Source organism: Streptomyces sp. NPDC006687 (assembly GCF_040636215.1).
Classification (GTDB): domain Bacteria; phylum Actinomycetota; class Actinomycetes; order Streptomycetales; family Streptomycetaceae; genus Streptomyces.
Window position 1 is genome coordinate 19,592 of the sequence record NZ_JBEYJJ010000009.1, and the last position, 17,816, is coordinate 37,407.

The 17,816-nt window shown below is 73.9% G+C and carries 17 protein-coding genes; 13 read left to right on the forward strand and 4 right to left on the reverse strand.

Annotated features, from left to right (window positions below):
• Positions 1-58: 58 nt before the first annotated feature.
• The 3 genes from ABZ716_RS13595 to ABZ716_RS13605 all read right to left on the reverse strand — a co-directional run bounded on the left by ABZ716_RS13595 (position 59) and on the right by ABZ716_RS13605 (position 2,378).
• Positions 59-568 (reverse strand): DUF6153 family protein, encoded by a 510-nt coding sequence (locus ABZ716_RS13595; protein ID WP_358958759.1) that lies wholly within the window; start codon positions 566-568, stop codon positions 59-61.
• A gap of 61 nt (positions 569-629) precedes the next feature.
• Positions 630-1,667, reverse strand: a complete 1,038-nt coding sequence (locus tag ABZ716_RS13600) for an NUDIX hydrolase (RefSeq protein WP_358958762.1) — start codon at positions 1,665-1,667, stop codon at positions 630-632.
• An 87-nt stretch (positions 1,668-1,754) separates the two neighbouring features.
• Positions 1,755-2,378 carry a LysE/ArgO family amino acid transporter gene (locus ABZ716_RS13605; protein WP_355967488.1) on the reverse strand — a complete coding sequence of 208 codons (624 nt, stop codon included), beginning with the start codon at positions 2,376-2,378 and terminating at the stop codon, positions 1,755-1,757.
• A 69-nt stretch (positions 2,379-2,447) separates the two neighbouring features.
• On the opposite strand from ABZ716_RS13605, the gene ABZ716_RS13610 reads away from it, so the two are divergent.
• From ABZ716_RS13610 to ABZ716_RS13650, 9 genes are all read left to right on the forward strand, one after another.
• On the forward strand, positions 2,448-3,395 hold the full coding sequence (locus tag ABZ716_RS13610; RefSeq protein ID WP_358958764.1) for a LysR family transcriptional regulator ArgP: 948 nt from the start codon (positions 2,448-2,450) through the stop codon (positions 3,393-3,395).
• Positions 3,396-3,501: 106 nt separating this feature from the next.
• The gene (locus ABZ716_RS13615) at positions 3,502-5,334 is read left to right on the forward strand and encodes a serine/threonine-protein kinase (RefSeq protein WP_358959141.1); all 1,833 of its coding nucleotides are present in this window, start codon (positions 3,502-3,504) and stop codon (positions 5,332-5,334) included.
• A 33-nt stretch (positions 5,335-5,367) separates the two neighbouring features.
• The gene (locus tag ABZ716_RS13620; protein ID WP_351890371.1) at positions 5,368-5,760 is read left to right on the forward strand and encodes a TOBE domain-containing protein; all 393 of its coding nucleotides are present in this window, start codon (positions 5,368-5,370) and stop codon (positions 5,758-5,760) included.
• A 70-nt stretch (positions 5,761-5,830) separates the two neighbouring features.
• Positions 5,831-6,913, forward strand: a complete 1,083-nt coding sequence (gene corA, locus ABZ716_RS13625) for a magnesium/cobalt transporter CorA (protein ID WP_358814108.1) — start codon at positions 5,831-5,833, stop codon at positions 6,911-6,913.
• A gap of 147 nt (positions 6,914-7,060) precedes the next feature.
• Entirely contained in the window at positions 7,061-7,876 is an 816-nt protein-coding gene (locus ABZ716_RS13630; protein ID WP_358959144.1) for a chitosanase, read from the forward strand.
• Between the two features lie 102 nt (positions 7,877-7,978).
• On the forward strand, positions 7,979-8,332 hold the full coding sequence (locus tag ABZ716_RS13635; RefSeq protein WP_351890366.1) for a DUF805 domain-containing protein: 354 nt from the start codon (positions 7,979-7,981) through the stop codon (positions 8,330-8,332).
• 198 nt (positions 8,333-8,530) lie between these two features.
• Positions 8,531-10,750, forward strand: a complete 2,220-nt coding sequence (locus tag ABZ716_RS13640) for an NADP-dependent isocitrate dehydrogenase (RefSeq protein WP_358958767.1) — start codon at positions 8,531-8,533, stop codon at positions 10,748-10,750.
• A gap of 235 nt (positions 10,751-10,985) precedes the next feature.
• Entirely contained in the window at positions 10,986-12,437 is a 1,452-nt protein-coding gene (locus ABZ716_RS13645; protein ID WP_358958769.1) for a glycoside hydrolase family 71 protein, read from the forward strand.
• Between the two features lie 147 nt (positions 12,438-12,584).
• On the forward strand, positions 12,585-13,727 hold the full coding sequence (locus ABZ716_RS13650; RefSeq protein WP_358814104.1) for an aminotransferase class V-fold PLP-dependent enzyme: 1,143 nt from the start codon (positions 12,585-12,587) through the stop codon (positions 13,725-13,727).
• Positions 13,728-13,758: 31 nt separating this feature from the next.
• On the opposite strand, the gene cobF is transcribed toward ABZ716_RS13650, so the two are convergent.
• Positions 13,759-14,511 (reverse strand): precorrin-6A synthase (deacetylating), encoded by a 753-nt coding sequence (gene cobF / locus ABZ716_RS13655; protein ID WP_358814103.1) that lies wholly within the window; start codon positions 14,509-14,511, stop codon positions 13,759-13,761.
• A gap of 18 nt (positions 14,512-14,529) precedes the next feature.
• Here cobF and ABZ716_RS13660 point away from each other — a divergent pair, with 18 nt between their 5' ends.
• The 4 genes from ABZ716_RS13660 to ABZ716_RS13675 are packed head-to-tail and all read left to right on the forward strand — an operon-like array spanning position 14,530 to position 17,810.
• Positions 14,530-15,285: a (Fe-S)-binding protein gene (locus tag ABZ716_RS13660; RefSeq protein WP_358958772.1), complete on the forward strand. Its 756-nt coding sequence runs from the start codon at positions 14,530-14,532 to the stop codon at positions 15,283-15,285.
• Positions 15,282-16,760 (forward strand): lactate utilization protein B, encoded by a 1,479-nt coding sequence (locus ABZ716_RS13665; protein WP_358958774.1) that lies wholly within the window; start codon positions 15,282-15,284, stop codon positions 16,758-16,760. Before ABZ716_RS13660 ends, ABZ716_RS13665 begins: the two co-directional genes overlap by 4 nt.
• Complete coding sequence (locus ABZ716_RS13670) at positions 16,757-17,410, forward strand: LUD domain-containing protein (RefSeq protein ID WP_358958777.1); 654 nt, start codon at positions 16,757-16,759, stop codon at positions 17,408-17,410. Before ABZ716_RS13665 ends, ABZ716_RS13670 begins: the two co-directional genes overlap by 4 nt.
• 4 nt (positions 17,411-17,414) lie before the next feature.
• Positions 17,415-17,810, forward strand: a complete 396-nt coding sequence (locus ABZ716_RS13675) for a VOC family protein (protein ID WP_355967467.1) — start codon at positions 17,415-17,417, stop codon at positions 17,808-17,810.
• Positions 17,811-17,816: the final 6 nt, after the last annotated feature.

Consider the following 17,816-nt stretch of genomic DNA (forward strand, 5'->3'; position numbering starts at 1 on the left):
TCCTGTGCTGAGAGGTGTCGGAACGGGCTCGGCCGGCGAGAACGCCGGGGGAGCCGCCCTATATGCGCAGGAGCTGGAGTTCGCTGAGGGAGGGAGGCGCGCGCCCGTGCGCCCGCGCCCCGGGCGGCGCGGCGAGCGCGGCGGCGGCCTCGGCGGGGACGCCGCCGGGCGCGGGGGAGAGGGCGGGCAGGACGGGGGCGCCGCTGATCCCGGAGGCCGCGCAGGCGGCGTCGGCGTGCTCGGCGTGGCCGCCGCCGTGGGGGGTACCGCCCGTGCGGGCCGGCCCGCGGTCGTCGCCGGGCGGCTCGGGGGCCGTGACGGGGGCGGCCGGGGTCCCGGCGTGCCCCGCCGTGTGGGCGGGCCCGCGGGCGGCGCCGGGCGGCTGGGGGGCCGTGGCTCCGGCGTGGTGTGCGGCGCCCGTGTGAGCGGTGGCGGTGGGGCGGGGGAGGGTGCCCGGGGCCAGGCCGTGCATGGCCAGCAGGCCCGTGAGGACCGCCAGGACGAGGAGCAGGAAGGCCGGTGCCGCCTCGGCGGGCCCCGCCCCTCCTCGTTCCGCCCGTGTACGCATGCCGGGCATCGTATGCGACGCGGCCCCGCATACTCCCCCGGGGTAGGCGGGCGGGGGAGGATCAGACGGGCCGGCCCCGGTGGAGCTCCAGGGGGCCGGTGCCCTCCGCGAGGGCCTTGAGGCATGCCTTGATCTGCCGGCGCAGATGCGGTTTCACCAGCTCGCGCAGGTCCCCGCGGCGGGCGGTGCGCCACTCCAGCAGCTCCGTGGGCTCCAGCCGGATCCGGCTCAGCGCCGCCGCGTCGAGCACCCCGCCGTCGTACAGGAACCGCACCCGCGCCGGGTATCCCGGACGGTGGGACCAGTTGACGGCCAGGAGGCGGCCCGGCGCCCGGTCCAGCCCGATCTCCTCGCGGACCTCCCGTGCGGCGGCGGCCCGGGGCGTCTCCCCGAGATCGCTGTCGACCCCGCCTCCGGGCAGCAGCCACCGGCCCGGCTCGCCGTAGCCGGGCCGGACGAGCAGCACCCCGCCGGCCCCGTCGGTGAAGAGCACGTTCGCCGCGGTGAGGGCCTTCGGCCGGGCGGCCCGGTGGGCGGCGGCCTCGTAGCCGCCCGCCTGTTCGCGGGCCGCCCGGTCCGCCGGGTCGAGGCCGGCCGGGGAGCCGGGCTGGACGACCCCCTCGACCAGGTGCGCGAAGGAGCCCGAGTACAGCGCGGCCAGCGCGGCGCGCAGCCGGGGAGCGAGCCGGGCGGGCAGCTGCCGCACCGCCTCCTCGGGGGAGAGCCAGCGGGCCTCGGTGACCTCCCCGTCGGGGAAGGACAGCGCCCCGGCCCGCTCGGCGGAGAGCGGTCCCACCAGGTACAGGTGCACCACGAGCGAGCGCCCGAGCGCGCCGGGCGCGCAGGAGTCCACCGCGAGCAGCCGGCCGGCCGGCACGGCCAGGTCCAGCTCCTCCCTCAGCTCCCGCGCGAGCCCCTCCTCCGGCGTCTCACCCTCCTCCACCGTGCCGCCGGGCAGTTCGCGGCCGTCCTTGTAGGAAGGAGTGAGGACGAGGACCCGCCCGGCCGTGTCCAGGACGATCCCGGTCGCGGCGACGAGCGGGGACGGCTGGGCGGCGTAGTAGGCGCGCAGGGCCTCGGGCGACGGTCGGTCGGGCACGGTGACGGCTCCAGGTGTCGGCGGGGCGGCCGTGAGGGCCGCGCCTGACGGAATCAGTACCACGTCCCCGTCTGGCAGCCCGCGCCCTCAGGCCCGGGCCAGGAGCATGCCGCCCATCGTGACCATGGTCGCGGCCACCAGCCCGTCCAGCACCCGCCAGGCCCCCGGCTTCGCCAGCAGCCCGCTCAGCAGCCGGGCACCGTAGCCGAGCGTGGTGAACCAGGTCAGGCTCGCCAGGACGGCGCCGGCCCCGAAGGCCCAGCGCAGATCGCCCCGGTCGGCGGCCAGCGAGCCCACCAGCAGGACGGTGTCCAGGTAGACGTGCGGGTTGAGCCAGGTCATGGCCAGGCAGGTCAGCACGGCCGCGCGCGCCGACCCGGAGGCGGCGCCCCCGGCGGTGAGGGCCGCGCCCGGGGCGGGGCGCAGCACCCGGCGGGCGGCGAGGATCCCGTAACAGACGAGGAAGCCGCCCCCGGCGATGCCGACGGCCGTCAGGGCGGCGGGCCAGGCCGTGACGAAGGCGCCGACGCCGCCCACGCCGAGGGCGATGAGGGCCGCGTCCGAGACGGCGCAGATGGCGACCACCCACAGCACGGCATGCCGGCGCGCGCCCTGCCGGAGCACGAAGGCGTTCTGCGCGCCGATGGCGACGATGAGGGAGAGGCCGGTGCCGAAGCCGGCCAGGAGCGCTGTGGTGATGCCGTTGTTCATGCCTCCGACCGTAGGCAGGGCGCGGCAATCAGTACAGCTAAAGATTTTTACGTACCCTTAGCGTTCGTGATGGACGAGCTTCCCCTGGACCAGGTGCGCACCCTCCTCGCGGTGGTGGACGAGGGCACCTTCGACGCGGCCGCCGCCGCCCTGCACGTGACCCCCTCCGCCGTGAGCCAGCGGGTGAAGGCCCTGGAACAGCGCACCGGGCGGGTCCTGCTGATGCGCACCAAACCGGTACGGGCCACCGAGTCGGGGGAAGTCGTGGTCCGCTTCGCCCGTCAGCTGGCCCGGTTGGAGCGTGACGCCCGCGCCGAGCTGGGGATGGGGACGGCCGACGGCCAGGGAGCGGTCCGGCTGCCGATCGCGGTGAACGCCGACTCCCTGGCGACCTGGTTCCTGCCCGTGCTCAGCCGGGTCCCGCAGGACCCGCCCGTCTGTTTCGAGCTGTACCGGGAGGACGAGTCCCACACCACGGCCCTGCTGCGCGAGGGCCAGGTGATGGCGGCCGTCACCTCCTCGCCGGACCCGGTGGCGGGATGCACCGTGCGCGCGCTGGGCCTGGCCCGCTACCTGCCCGTGGCCAGCCCCGGCTTCGCCGCCCGCCACCTGGGCGGGGACCCGGCGGTGGACCTGTGCGAGGCGCCGACCATCGTCTTCGACCGCCGCGACGACCTCCAGGACGCCTTCGTCCGCACGCTCACCGGGGACCCCTCGGGCGCCTCGGCCACCCGCCACCAGGTGCCGACCTCCGAGGGCTTCCGTGACGCGGTGGCGGCGGGGCTGGGCTGGGGCCTGGTACCGCAGCCGCAGGCGGAACCCTTGTTGCGCACGGGGGCGTTCGTACGGCTGACGCCGGGGCGGACGCTGGACGTGCCGCTGTACTGGCAGCAGTGGAAGCTGGACTCGCCCGCGCTGGCGGTGGTGGCCCGGCTGGTGGCCGAGACCGCCCGCACGGCGCTCCTGCCGCCCGGGCGGTCCGCCCCGGGTGCCCCCGCCGGGGACCGCTCGCGCTGATCCGGCCCCCGCCGACCCGGTGAACCCTGACGTGATCATGCCTCTACGCTTGGCTGCGGCAGGCCGTGGACGGACGGCCGGTGAGGGAACGGAGCGGGCGGTGCCGGTGCCATCGGAGCAGGCGAACGACGGAGACCTGGTCGGCAGGGCACTCGCGGGCCGCTACCGGGTGACCGCGGTGGTCGGCCGCGGCGGCATGGGCGTGGTCGCCCGGGCGGTCGACGAGGTCCTCGGCCGGGAGGTCGCCGTCAAGGTCCTGCGGGCCTACACCGACGCGAGCCCCGCCGAACTCGCCGACCTGCGGACCCGGATGCGGCGGGAGGCGCAGGCCGCCGCGCGGATCCGGCACGCCGGCGTGGTCACCGTGCACGACGTCACCGAGGAGCAGGGGCTCCCCGTCATCGTGATGGAACTCGTGGACGGCCCCTCGCTGGACGCGGTGGTCGAACGGCGGGGCGCGCTGGACCCGTACGAGGCGGCGGCGATCGGCGCGAAGCTGACGGACGCCCTGGACGCCGCCCACCGGGCCGGTGTCCTGCACCGGGACGTCAAGCCCGCCAACGTGCTGCTGGAGGAGGGCGGGCGGGTCGTCCTCACCGACTTCGGCATCGCCAGCATGCAGGCCCCCGACGACGAGGAACTGGCGAAGCTGACCCGCAGCGGGGAGATCGTCGGCTCCCTCGACTACCTGCCCCCGGAGCGGGCGCAGGGGCGGGAACCCGGGCCCGCCTCGGACATCTGGTCGCTGGGGATGACCCTGTACGCGGCGGTGGAGGGCGTGTCGCCGTTCCGCCGGACCTCGGTGTGGTCGACGCTCTCCGCGATCGTCGCCGACCCGCTGCCCGAGGCCCGCCGGGCGGGCCCGCTCGGGCCGGTGCTCCAGGCGCTGATGGCGAAGGACCCCGAGTCCCGTCCGACCGCCGGGCAGGCCCGCGCGCTGCTGGAGGCGGTGGCGAACGGCGGGGCCGGTGGGGCCTTCGAAGCCGACAGGGCCGGTGGGACCACTGGGGCCTTTGGAGCCGACCGGGCCGGTGGGGACGGTGGGGCCAATGGGGCTGGTGGGACTTACGGGCCCGGCGGGGCCAGTGCGGCAGCTGGGGCGGCCGGGCCGGTGGCCGGCGGCTTCGGGCCTGCGCCCACGGCCGCGTCCCCCCTCGCGCCCCCGCCCGCCGGCGCCGGAAGCGCCTCCGGACCGGCGACCGCGCGCGTCGCGGCGCCCGGGGCCGGGGCGCCCGCCGGTTTCGGGCCTGCGCCGGCGGCCGTCGGGCCCGGCGGCGCCGGATCGTTTCCGCAGCCGCCCCACGCCCCGTCCCCGTACGCCCCGTACCCCCCGCACGGCGGCGACGGTCCCCCGGGGCGGCAGCCGACGGGCCGGGCGCGGGGCCGGGGCCCGGCGGCGGTCGCCGTCGCCGTGGCCGCCGTCCTCGCCGCCGGAGGCGTCACGTACGCCCTCACCTCCACCGGCGACGGCAAGAAGGGTCACGCCACGGCCGCCACCCGGCCCGCCGCCACCCCCGCCCCACCGGCGGCCACCCGGCCCGGCACGGCGGGCCCGGCGCCGTCCGTCTCCCCGTCCCCGTCCGGCCCCTCCCCGAGCTCCTCCAAGAAGGGCACGGCCTCGCCCTCCCCGTCGGCGTCCCCGTCCGCCGCGGCCAAGCCGAAGCCCGTGCCGACGGGCTGCGCCGGCTGGACCCACAAGGACCCCAAGCCCGGGACCTACGGCTACATATCGGGCGACCACCACCTGCTCGCCGCGCCCTACCAGCAGTGCGCCCAGGGCAGCCTGGTCAAGAGCGGCACGAAGCTCTGGTACCACTGCTACGTCGTCAACTCGTACGGGAACCAGTGGACGTTCGTGCGCGTGGACGGCACCAACCAGACCGGCTGGCTCTACAACCGCGACCTCACCGGCCAGAAGGGTTCCTCCCCGGCCTGTTAGCCGCCCGCCCGCCCCCGCCCTAAGCTGCGGCCCATGGAGTCCTACACCATCGGCCAGGCGGCCCGGCTGCTCGGCGTCAGCGTCGACACCGCCCGCCGCTGGGCCGACGCCGAGCGTTTCCCCACCCGCCGCGAGGGCGCCCGCCGCATGGTCGACGGCCCGGACCTGGCGGCGTTCTGCGTCGAGGCGGCGAAGGAGGGGGCCGAGGGCGGGGAGGCCCCGTACACCTCGGCGCGCAACGCCTTCCCCGGCATCGTCACCGGCGTGAAGCTCGGCACCGTGGACGCCCAGGTCGAGATCCAGGCCGGACCGCACCGCGTCGTCTCCCTGCTGACCCGCGAGGCGGTGGAGGAGCTGGGCCTGGAGGTGGGCTCGCGGGCCACGGCGCGGGTCAAGTCCACCAGCGTCTTCATCGACCGGGGCTGACCTGCGGCGGGCCCTTTGGCGAGGCGGTGGCAGACTGGCCGCTGATCCGCCGAAGGGAAGTTCCTTGTCCATGTTCAACCATCTGCGCCGGGCCGTGCGCCGCGGCTACCGGCGGGCCGTCGACCTCAGCCACCCCGCCCGCTCGCCGCTGGGCAGCGCCGTGGTCAACTGCGTGGTGTACCAGGACGGCATCCGCCAGGACGGCTGCGCGGAGGTCGAGGAGGCGCTGCGCCGGGTGCGCAAGACGGGCCAGGGCTTCGTCTGGATCGGCCTGCACGAGCCCTCGCAGCTGGAGCTCGCCGGGCTCGCGGAGCTGCTCGGACTGCACCCGCTGGCCGTCGAGGACGCCGTCCACGCGCACCAGCGGCCCAAAGTGGAGCGCTACGACGAGACCCTCTTCGCGGTGTTCAAGACCGTCCGCTACGTCGAGCACGAGGAGCTGACGGCGACCAGCGAAGTGGTGGAGACCGGCGAGCTGATGGCCTTCGTCGGCGGGGACTTCGTCATCACCATCCGGCACGGCGGCCACGGCACCCTCGGCCCCGTCCGCGAGGCCCTGGAGGCCGAGCCGGACCAGCTGGCCAAGGGGCCGGCGGCCGTCCTGCACGCCATCGCCGACCATGTGGTCGACGACTACGTGGCCGTCACGGACGCGGTGCAGAGCGATATGGACGCCGTGGAGACGGCCGTGTTCAGCGAGCACGGCGCACGCGGCGACGCGGGCCGGATCTACCAGCTCAAGCGCGAACTCCTCGAACTGCGCCGGGCGGTGGCCCCGCTGGGGAGGCCGCTGGAACACCTCGCCACGCAGCCGATACCGGTCATCCCGGCGGAGGCCCGGGCGTACTTCCGCGATGTCGCCGACCATCTGACGCGCGCCACCGAGCAGATCGCGGCGTACGACGGGCTCCTCGACTCCGTACTCCAGGCGCATCTGGCCCAGGTGACGGTCGCTCAGAACGAGGACATGCGCAAGATCACGGCGTGGGCGGCGATCGTGGCGGTCCCGACGATGGTGTGCGGGGTCTACGGCATGAACTTCGACCACATGCCCGAGCTGCACTGGACGTACGGCTACCCGCTGGTCCTCGGGGTGATGGCGGTGGCCTGCTGGGTCATCCACCGCGGCTTCCGCCGCAACGGCTGGCTCTGAGTCCCCTTTGCGGACGGACGGCTTCCGGACAGGGGCCGTCCGAGGGGTTCTCTGCGCCTGCGAGGTCTGGTAGGAAAGTTTCCTAACGGAACACTCACGGCTCAACGCCCTTACGGAGGCCCTGTGTTCACCACCCGCCGTACCGCCATGACCCTCGGCGCCCTCCTCGGCGCCGCCCTCCTCACCGCCCCGGCCGCGGCCCAGGCCGCGCCCGCCGCGTTCGCCTCCCCGGTCCCGGCCGCCGCCCGTGCGGCGGCCGGACTGGACGACCCGGCGAAGAAGGACATCGCCATGCAGATCGTCTCCAGCGCGGAGAACTCCTCCCTCGACTGGAAGGCGCAGTACAAGTACATCGAGGACATACGCGACGGCCGCGGCTACACCGCCGGCATCATCGGCTTCTGCTCCGGCACGGGCGACATGCTCGACCTCGTCGAGTACTACACCCAGGTCAAGCCCGGCAACGTGCTCGCCAAGTACCTTCCCGCCCTGCGGAAGGTGGACGGCACCGACTCGCACAAGGGCCTGGACCCTAACTTCACCAAGGACTGGGCGAAGGCCGCCCAGGACCCGGAGTTCAGGAAGGCCCAGGACCACGAGCGCGACCGGGTCTACTTCGACCCCGCCGTCAAGCAGGGCAAGTCCGACGGCGTGGGCACCCTCGGCCAGTTCATCTACTACGACGCCATCGTCATGCACGGCGACGGCGGCGACTCCACCAGCTTCCGCAACATCCGCAAGCGGGCCCTGTCCAAGGCCAAGCCCCCGGCCCAGGGCGGCAACGAGACCACCTGGCTGAACGCCTTCCTCGACGCCCGGGTCTGGGCGATGAAGCAGGAGGAGGCGCACAGCGACACCAGCCGCGTCGACACCGCCCAGCGGGTCTTCCTCAGGAAGGGCAACCTGAACCTGAACACCCCGCTGGACTGGAAGGTGTACGGGGACTCCTTCCACATCGGCTGAGACCGAGGGGTCCAAGTGGCTTGAAGGCGCCGTAGGGAGGGAATGAAACCGGCCCCGCCCCGTTTTCGGGGCGGGTCGCAGGTTCCGTCCCAAGGGGGGCTCGTGAACTACTACCTCGATGTCATCAAGCGGTACGCCGACTTCCAGGGTCGAGCGCGCCGCCAGGAGTACTGGATGTTCCTGCTGTGGAACATCCCGATCGTCATCGTGCTGACGATCCTGGACTTCGCGCTCGGCAGCTACCCGGTCATCACCTGGATCTACACCCTCGCCGTGTTCCTCCCGTCCCTGGGGGTCTCGGTCCGCCGGCTGCACGACACCGGGAAGTCCGGCTGGTGGTACCTCGTCAGCCTGATCCCGTTCGTCGGCTTCATCTGGATGATCATCCTGATGGCCACCGAGGGTGACGCCGGCCCGAACGTGTACGGCCCGAACCCGAAGCAGATCGCCGCCTGATCCACCGCCGCACGACCCGTACGCCGTAGCGCCGTCACCGGCTCGTCACAGCCGGTGACGGCGCTTCCGCGTGCGGGCCGTGACACGCGTCTCGCTCGCGTTGCGGCAGGGGGCTGTCCTGACCGGGCCGATCACGAGATATCTTGATGTCGAGCAATGTTGCAGACGAGAGACGCAGACTGTGGAGCGGAGCATCCGGTGACTGACTCGACCATCATCTACACGCACACTGACGAGGCCCCGGCCCTCGCGACGTATTCCTTCCTGCCCGTGGTGCAGGCGTACGCGTCGACGGCCGGTGTGAATGTCGAGACCCGTGACATCTCCCTGGCCGGCCGGATCATCGCCCTCTTCCCGGAGTACCTCGAGGAGGGGCAGCGCATCGCCGACGCCCTCGCCGAGCTCGGTGAGCTGGCGAAGACCCCCGAGGCCAACATCATCAAGCTGCCCAACATCTCGGCCTCGATCCCGCAGCTGAAGGCCGCGATCGCCGAGCTCCAGGGCCAGGGCTACACCCTTCCGGACTACCCGGACGACCCGAAGAGCGACGAGGAGCGCGACATCCGCGCCCGCTACGACAAGGTCAAGGGCAGCGCCGTCAACCCGGTCCTGCGCGAGGGCAACTCCGACCGCCGCGCCCCCGCCTCGGTGAAGAACTACGCCAAGGCCCACCCGCACCGCATGGGTGCCTGGAGCCCCGAGTCGAAGACGAACGTCGCCACCATGGGCGCGAACGACTTCCGCTCCACCGAGAAGTCCGTCGTCGTCTCCGAGCCCGGCACCCTGCGCATCGAGCACGTGGCCGCCGACGGCGCCACCACCGTCCTGCGCGAGTCCGTACCGGTCCTCGCCGGCGAGGTCGTGGACGCGTCCGTCATGCACGCCGACGCGCTCCGCACCTTCCTCAACGACCAGATCGCCCGGGCCAAGTCCGAGGGCGTCCTGTTCTCCGTGCACCTCAAGGCCACGATGATGAAGGTCTCCGACCCGATCATCTTCGGCCACGTGGTCCGCGCCTTCCTCCCCAAGACCTTCGCCCGCTACGGCGAGACCCTGGCCGCCGCCGGCCTGTCCCCGAACGACGGCCTCGGCAGCATCCTGAGCGGCCTGGGCGCCCTCCCCGACGGCGACGCCATCAAGGCGTCGATCGACGCCGAGATCGCCGAGGGCCCGGCCCTGGCGATGGTCGACTCGGACAAGGGCATCACCAACCTGCACGTCCCGTCGGACGTCATCGTGGACGCCTCCATGCCGGCCATGATCCGCACCTCCGGCCACATGTGGGGCCCGGACGGTGCCGAGGCCGACACCCTCGCCGTCCTCCCCGACAGCAGCTACGCCGGCGTCTACCAGGCCGTCGTCGAGGACTGCCGCGCCCACGGCGCGTTCGACCCGTCCACCATGGGCTCGGTGCCGAACGTCGGCCTCATGGCCCAGAAGGCCGAGGAGTACGGCAGCCACGACAAGACCTTCGAGCTCGCCGCCGCGGGCACCGTCCGCGTCGTCGACGCCGCGGGCAACGTCCTCATCGAGCAGGAGGTCGCCGCCGGCGACATCTTCCGCGCCTGCCAGACCAAGGACCTGCCGATCCAGGACTGGGTCAAGCTCGCCGTCACCCGCGCCCGCGCCACCGGCGCCCCGGCCGTCTTCTGGCTGGACGAGACCCGCGCCCACGACGCGCAGCTGATCGCCAAGGTGCGGACGTACCTCGCCGAGCACGACACCGAGGGCCTGACCATCGAGATCCTCTCCCCGGTCGAGGCCACGAAGTACTCCCTGGAGCGCATCCGCCGCGGCGAGGACACCATCTCGGTGACCGGCAACGTGCTGCGCGACTACCTGACCGACCTCTTCCCCATCCTGGAGCTGGGCACCAGCGCCAAGATGCTGTCGGTCGTCCCGCTGATGGCGGGCGGCGGCCTCTTCGAGACGGGCGCCGGCGGCTCCGCCCCGAAGCACGTCCAGCAGCTGGTCAAGGAGAACTACCTGCGCTGGGACTCGCTCGGTGAGTTCTTCGCGCTGGCCGCCTCCTTCGAGCACCTGTCCACCACCACGGGCAACGCCCGCGCCCAGGTCCTGGCCGACACCCTCGACCGCGCCACCGGCACCTTCCTCAACGAGGACAAGTCGCCGACCCGTCGCCTCGGCGGCATCGACAACCGCGGCAGCCACTTCTACCTCGCCCTGTACTGGGCGCAGGAGCTGGCCGGCCAGAGCGACGACGCCCAGCTGGCGGCGGCCTTCGAGCCGCTCGCCAAGACGCTGGCCGAGCAGGAGCAGACCATCGTCTCCGAGCTCATCGCCGTCCAGGGCTCCCCGGCCGAGATCGGCGGCTACTACCAGCCCGACCCGGCCAAGGCCGAGGCCGTCATGCGCCCGTCGGCCACGCTGAACAAGGCTCTCGCCCTCCTGGGCTGACCCCGCGGGCCCCACGGCCACGGACCCGCCCCGACCGGCACGCAGCCGGCCGGGGCGGACCCGTATCCGCGACCCGGGAACGGTTGTCCCCGCCGCGTGGATCGGCTGTACTGCTGTGCAGCCCCCGGCGGGGCGGGCAGCTGGAAGGGGCTCGATGATGGCGGGTGACCGGTGGAACGGCGGGCGGGCGCATCGGCGACGCACGCGGCTGCGGGGGAGCAGGGTCTTACCGGCGGTGCTGCTCTCGCTCTTCCTGCTCGTCGGGCTCGGTGCCGCCACCGGGCTCGCCGGGGACCCCTCCGGGGCCGCCGCTCCGCGTTCCGGTGGGGCGCTGCCCTTCGACCTGCCCGGGCCGGCCGCGCTGCGGGCCGGGGAGGCGGGGAAGAAGCTGGTGTTCGCCCACTACTTCACCCCCTATCCGCTCTCCCTGGACAACGCGAGCGCCGAGAGCGACTACTACACCCGCAACTACCTCGACCCCGCGGGCGAGAACGGCAAGCACCAGCGGTACGGCGGCCTGTTGCGCGACCGGCCCCTGCCCGTCCCGCCCCAGGGCGGCGACTGGGAGTACGCCAACCTCCAGCGGGAGGTGCGTACCGCGCGTGACGCGGGGATCGACGGGTTCACCCTCGACCTGCTCTCCCTCTCCGGCAAGAACTGGGAGCGGGCCGGGCAGCTGATGCGGGCGGCCCACGCGGTGGACCCCGCCTTCCGGATCATGCTGATGCCCGACATGACCGCGCTGGACACCGACGACCCGGCCGTGCTCGCCGCGGCCGTCGCCACCCTCGCCGCATCCCCGGCCGCCCACCGGCTCGCCGACGGCCGTCTCGTCCTGTCGCCGTTCAAGGCGGAGCAGAAGGACCCCGGCTGGTGGAGCCGGATGCTCGGCACGCTGAGCAGCCGGCACGGTATCCGGACCGCCTTCGTCCCGCTGTTCCTCGACTTCGACGCCCACAGCGCGGCGTTCGCGCCGATCAGTTACGGGTTCTCCGAGTGGGGCAGCCGCAGTTACGCCGGCCAGGAGGGTGCCACCGCCGACGTGCGGCGGGCCCACGAGCTCGGCAAGGTCTGGATGCAGCCCGTGTCCGTCCAGGACTCCCGCCCCAACCAGGGCGTCTACGACGAGGCCGGCAACACCGCCACCCTGCGCTCCACCTGGAGCCACGCCATCGACGACGGCGCCGACTGGGTCCAGCTGACCACCTGGAACGACTACTCCGAGGGCAGCCAGTTCGCGCCCTCCCTGCACAACGGCTACGCCTACCTGGACCTCAGCTCGTACTACCTGACCCGCTTCAAGACCGGCCGCTGGCCCCCCGTCGTCCGCGACACCCTCTACCTCACCGCCCGCACCCAGTTCGCGGACACCGGCCCGACGGGCGCCCAGTCCCTGGTGATGTCCCTGCGCAAGGGCAGCGCCGAGGCCCGGGACACGGTCGAGGTGCTCAGCTTCCTGACCCGCCCCGGGACGATCCGTACCACCGTCGGCCGGACCGTCCGGGAGCAGCAGGCCCCGGCCGGGGTGCACTCCGCCCTGGTCCCGCTGGGACCGGGCATCAGCTCCGCCCGGCTGGTGCGCGACGGCAAGGCCACGGCGGCGGTGGAACTCCCGTACCCCGTCGACCGGGAGGTGCCCGTCCAGGACCTCCAGTACTACGCCGCGACGAGCGGCCGGCAGGGGTAGCACAGGCGTCGAAAAGGGGCGCCACGGGTGGCCCGCCAGGCCAATCCCGCCCAAGCGGCCCTTTCCCTCCGCCCCGGGCGCCCCGCATGCTGCCGGAGCCCGCCCACGAGGCCGGGCCCGCCCGCCGTCCCCGACCCGGAGGCCCCCGTGACCGAACCGAACGCCCCCTCCGCCTTCCCCGGCGGCCCCGCCCTCTTCCGGCTGGACCCCGCCGTCGCCCACCTCAACCACGGCTCGTACGGGGCGGTCCCGCTGCCCGTGCAGGAGGCCCAGCAGGCCCTGCTGACCGAGGCCCACGCCGACCCCGACGCCTTCTTCAACGGGGTCGCCGACCGGCTCACCGCAGCCCGCGGCCGGATCGCGGCGCGCCTGGGAGCGGACCCGGAGGGCCTGTCCTTCATCTCCAACGCCACCGAGGGCGCCAACCTCGCCCTCGACGCCATCCCCCTCGCCGAAGGCGACGAGATCCTGGTCACCGACCACGGCTACGGCACGGTCGTCGCCGCCGCGGCCCGCCGCGCCAAGGTCACCACCGTGGCCCTGGACCCCCGCCTCCCCGACGAGGACGCCGTACGGGAGGCCGTACTGGCCGGGGTCACGCCCCGCACCAAGGTGGCCGTGCTCGACCACATCAGCTCACCCACCGCCCGCCTCATCGCCGGCCCCCGGCTCCTGGCCGACCTCGCCGCGCGCGGGATCACCACCGTCGTCGACGGAGCCCACGCCCCCGGGATGCTGGCCGAGCCGATCGCCGCCGGCGCCGACTTCTGGTTCGGGAACCTGCACAAATGGGGGTACGCCCCCTCCGGCAGCGGCCTGCTCGCCGTGGCCCCCGCCCACCGCGCCCGCGTCCGCTCGCTGAGCCCGTCCTGGGAGGACCACCGGGGCTTCCCGCTCTCCGTCGAGTACCGGGCCACCTTCGACTACACCGGCTGGCTCGCCGCCCCCGAGGGCCTCGACCTCCTGGAGCGGCTCGGCGCCGACCGGGTCCGGACCCACAACAGCGCCCTGGCCGGCTACGGGGCCGGCCTGCTCGCCCGGATCCCGGGAATGACCCCGCTGCCGCACACCCCCGGCCTGGCGCTGCGCTCCCTGCTGCTGCCGCCCGGCGTGGCCGAAACCCGGGAGGAGGCCAGGGCACTGCGCGAGGAACTCGCCGCGAAGCTCCGTATCCGGGTACTGGTCTGGCCCTGGCCGGGCGGCGGCGGGCTGCGGGTCTGCGGGCAGGTCTACAACCGGCCCGAGGAGTACGAACGCCTCGCCGCCGCCCTGCCCGCCTACCTGCGGTGACCCGCCTGTCTGCGGTGAACCGGCGGCCGGCTCAGGGGCGGCGCAGCAGATAGGTGTCCATGATCCAGCCCTTGCGGGCCCGGGCCTCGGTCCGCAGCTCCTCGATCCGGCCGGACACCTCCGACAGCTTGCCCGAGACCAGGATCTCGTCCGGGGTGCCCACGTAGGCGCCCCAGTAGATGAACAGGTCCTGGTCGAGGTGGGCGGTGAAGGCGTGCCGCGCGTCCAGCATCACCACCACGTCGTCCACGTCCTGCGGCCAGCCCTCCGCCAGCCGCCGCCCCGTGGTGATCTGGACCGGGCGCCCCACCCGGTTCAGGTTGGTGCGGTGCCGCGCCAGCAGCGCCGACACACTGCTGATGCCCGGCACCACCTCGTGCTCGAACGCCACCCGGCCGCGCTCCAGCACCTCGTCGAGGATCGCGAGCGTGGAGTCGTACAAGGAGGGGTCGCCCCACACCAGGAACGCGCCCGTCTCGCCCTCGGCCAGGTCCTCGGCGATGAACCGCTCGAAGAGCTCCGCCCGGGCGCTGCGCCAGCCGTCCACCGTCGGCGCGTAGTCCGCCGGGGTCCGGTCGCGATCGGGGTCGCGGCCTTCCACCAGGCGGTGGCCGGGGCGGGCGTACGTCTCCAGCATGGTGCGCCGCAGCCCCGTCAGATCCGCCTTCTCCTCCCCCTTCTCCAGGATGAGGAATGCGTCCGCCGCACCGATCGCCTTGACCGCCTGCAGGGTCAGGTGGTCCGGATCGCCCGCGCCTATACCGATCACTGAGAACTTCTTCACCGGGCTATTGTGCCCACCATGCGTGTCGCCCTGTTCGTCACCTGCGTCAACGACGCCCTCTACCCCGCTACGGGCATCGCCGTCGTCCGCCTGCTGGAGCGGCTCGGAGTCGACGTGGACTTCCCGGCGGCCCAGAGCTGCTGCGGGCAGCCGCAGTACAACACCGGCTACCGCCGCGAGGCCGAACCGCTGCTGCGGCGCACCGCCCGCGCCTTCGCCGGCTACGACCACGTCGTCACCCCCTCCGGCTCCTGCGCCGCGATGATCCGCGCGCACTATCCGCGGATCGCCCGTCTGGCCGTGCGCGAGGGGCGGGGGAGCGCACTGGAGGAGCTCACACAGGGGCTCGTTCCGCGCGTGTACGAGCTCACCGAGTTCCTGGTGGACGTGCTCGGCGTGACCGACGTCGGCGCCTGGTTCCCGCACACCGTGACCTATCACCCCTCCTGCCACGGCCTGCGCACCCTCGGGCTCGGCGAGCGCCCCCGGCGGCTGCTGGCCGCCGTCAAGGGGCTGGAACTGCTCGAACTGCCCGGCGCCGAGGAGTGCTGCGGCTTCGGCGGCACCTTCGCCGTCAAGAACCCGGACGTCTCCGCCGCCATGGGCGCCGACAAGACCGCCGCCGCCCTGGCCACGGGCGCCGAGGTGCTGTGCGGGGCCGACAACTCCTGCCTCGCCCACCTCGGGGGCACCCTCCGCCGCGCCGGGGCCCCGCTGCGGACCCTGCACATCGCCGAGATCCTGGCATCGACCGAGGAGGACCCGCTGCGATGACGCGCACCCACCTGGGCATGCCCGCCTTCCCGCCCTTCCCCGAAGCCGCGGGAGAGGCCGTACGGGACGAGGTCCTGCGCGCCAACCTCCGCCGCGCCACCCACACCATCCGCGGCCGGCGGGCCAGCGCCGTCACCGAACTCGCCGACTGGGACCGGCTGCGCGAGGCCGGCAAGGCCCTCAAGGACCACACCCTCCGCCACCTCGGCCACTACCTCCTCCAACTGGAGGAGGCCGTCACCGCGGCCGGCGGCACCGTGCACTGGGCGGCCGACGCCGAGGAGGCCAACCGCATCGTCACCGCGCTGGTCCTGGCCACCGGAGAACGCGAGGTCGTCAAGGTCAAGTCGATGGCCACCCAGGAGACCGGCCTCAACGAGGCACTCGAAGCCGCCGGGATCGCCGCGTACGAGACCGACCTCGCCGAGCTCATCGTCCAGCTCGGCCACGACCGGCCCTCCCACATCCTGGTGCCCGCCATCCACCGGGGCCGCGCCGAGATCCAGGGCATCTTCCGCACCGAGATGGGCCGATGGGGGCGCCCCGGCCCCGAGGGCCTCGGCGACGACCCGCGCGAACTCGCCGAGGCCGCCCGGCTGCACCTGCGGGAGAAGTTCCTGCGCGCCAAAGTGGCCGTCTCCGGCGCCAACTTCATGGTCGCCGAGACCGGGACGATGGTCGTCCTCGAATCCGAGGGCAACGGCCGGATGTGCCTCACCCTGCCGGAGACCCTGATCTCGGTCGTCGGCATCGAGAAGGTCGTCCCCACCTTCCGCGACCTGGAGGTCTTCCTCCAGACCCTGCCGCGCTCCTCCACGGCCGAGCGGATGAACCCGTACACCAGCATGTGGACCGGCACCCTCGACGGCGACGGCCCCTCCGCCTTCCACCTCGTCCTCCTCGACAACGGCCGCACCGACACCCTCGCCGACGAGACCGGCCGCCAGGCCCTGCGCTGCATCCGCTGCTCCGCCTGCCTCAACGTCTGCCCCGTCTACGAACGCGCCGGAGGCCACGCCTACGGCTCCGTCTACCCCGGCCCCATCGGCGCCATCCTCAGCCCCCAACTGCGCGGCACCGCCAGCGCGGTCGACGCCACCCTGCCCTACGCCTCCACCCTGTGCGGGGCCTGCTACGAGGTCTGCCCCGTCGCCATCGACATCCCCGAGGTCCTGGTCCACCTGCGCGAACGCGTGGCCCAGGGCGGCCCCGTCACCCGCGAGGGGATCCGCGTACGGCTGCGGCCCGCCGACGGCCACACCGCCGAACGGGCCGCCCTGCGCGCGGCCAGGCTCCTCCTCGACCACCCGGGCGCACTGCGCGCCGGCGAACGCCTCCTCGCCCGGGCCCGCCGCCTGCGCCCCCGCCGCCTCCCCGGCCCGGGCCGCGCCTGGACCGCCACCCGCGACCTGCCCGACATCCCGGCGGAACCCTTCCGCGACTGGTGGCTGCGAGAACGGGGAACCCGCACATGACCACGAAGGACCGCATCCTCGCCCGCATCCGCAGGGCCCAGCGGACCACCCCGGCGGACACCGGCCCCGCCGCCGGCCTGGCCGCCATTCCCCGGGACTACCTCCACGTCCACGGCGCCCGCACCCCCGCCCAGTCGGCGGACCTCCTCGCCGCCCACCTGGCCGAGTACCGGGCGCGGGTCCACCGCACGGACGAGGCCGGCCTGGCGCCCCTCCTCGCCCGCCTGCTCTCCGCCTCCCGGACGGTCCTCGTCCCGCCGGGCCTGCCCGCGCACTGGCTCGCCCGGACCTCCGCGACCCCCGTCCCAGACCAGGCGTCCTCCACCCCGCACGAGCTGGACGGCGTCGACAGCGTGGTCACCGGCTGCGCCCTGGCCATCGCCGAGACCGGCACGATCGTCCTCGATGGCGGCCCCGGCCAGGGCCGGCGCCGCATCACCCTGGTCCCGGACCACCACGTCTGCGTGGTCCGCGTCCCCGGCCAGGTCGTGGACTCCGTCCCGCAGGCCCTCGCCCGCCTCGACCCGGTCCGCCCGCTGACCTGGATCTCCGGCCCCTCGGCCACCAGCGACATCGAACTCGACCGGGTCGAGGGCGTCCACGGACCCCGCACCCTGGACGTGGTCCTCCTCGGCCCGCCCGCACAATGAGGGCATGCCTTCCCACCTCGCCCTCACCGCCCTCCTGGTCCGCGACTACGACGAGGCCGTCGACTTCTACACCCGCGCCCTCGGCTTCGAACTCGCCGAGGACACCCCCCGCCCCGACGGCTCCCGCTGGGTCGTCGTCCGCCCGCCCGGCGCCCGGGAGTCCGCCCTGCTCCTGGCCCGCGCCAAGGACGACGCCCAGCGCTCACGCGTCGGCGACCAGACCGGCGGCCGGGTCGGCTTCTTCCTCTACACCGACGACTTCGCCGCCGACCACGCCCGGATGACCGCCGAGGGCGTCCGCTTCCTGGAGGAGCCGCGCCACGAACCGTACGGCTCCGTCGCCGTCTTCGAGGACCTCTACGGAAACCGCTGGGACCTCCTGGAGCCCGCCTCCGCATAGGGCCTC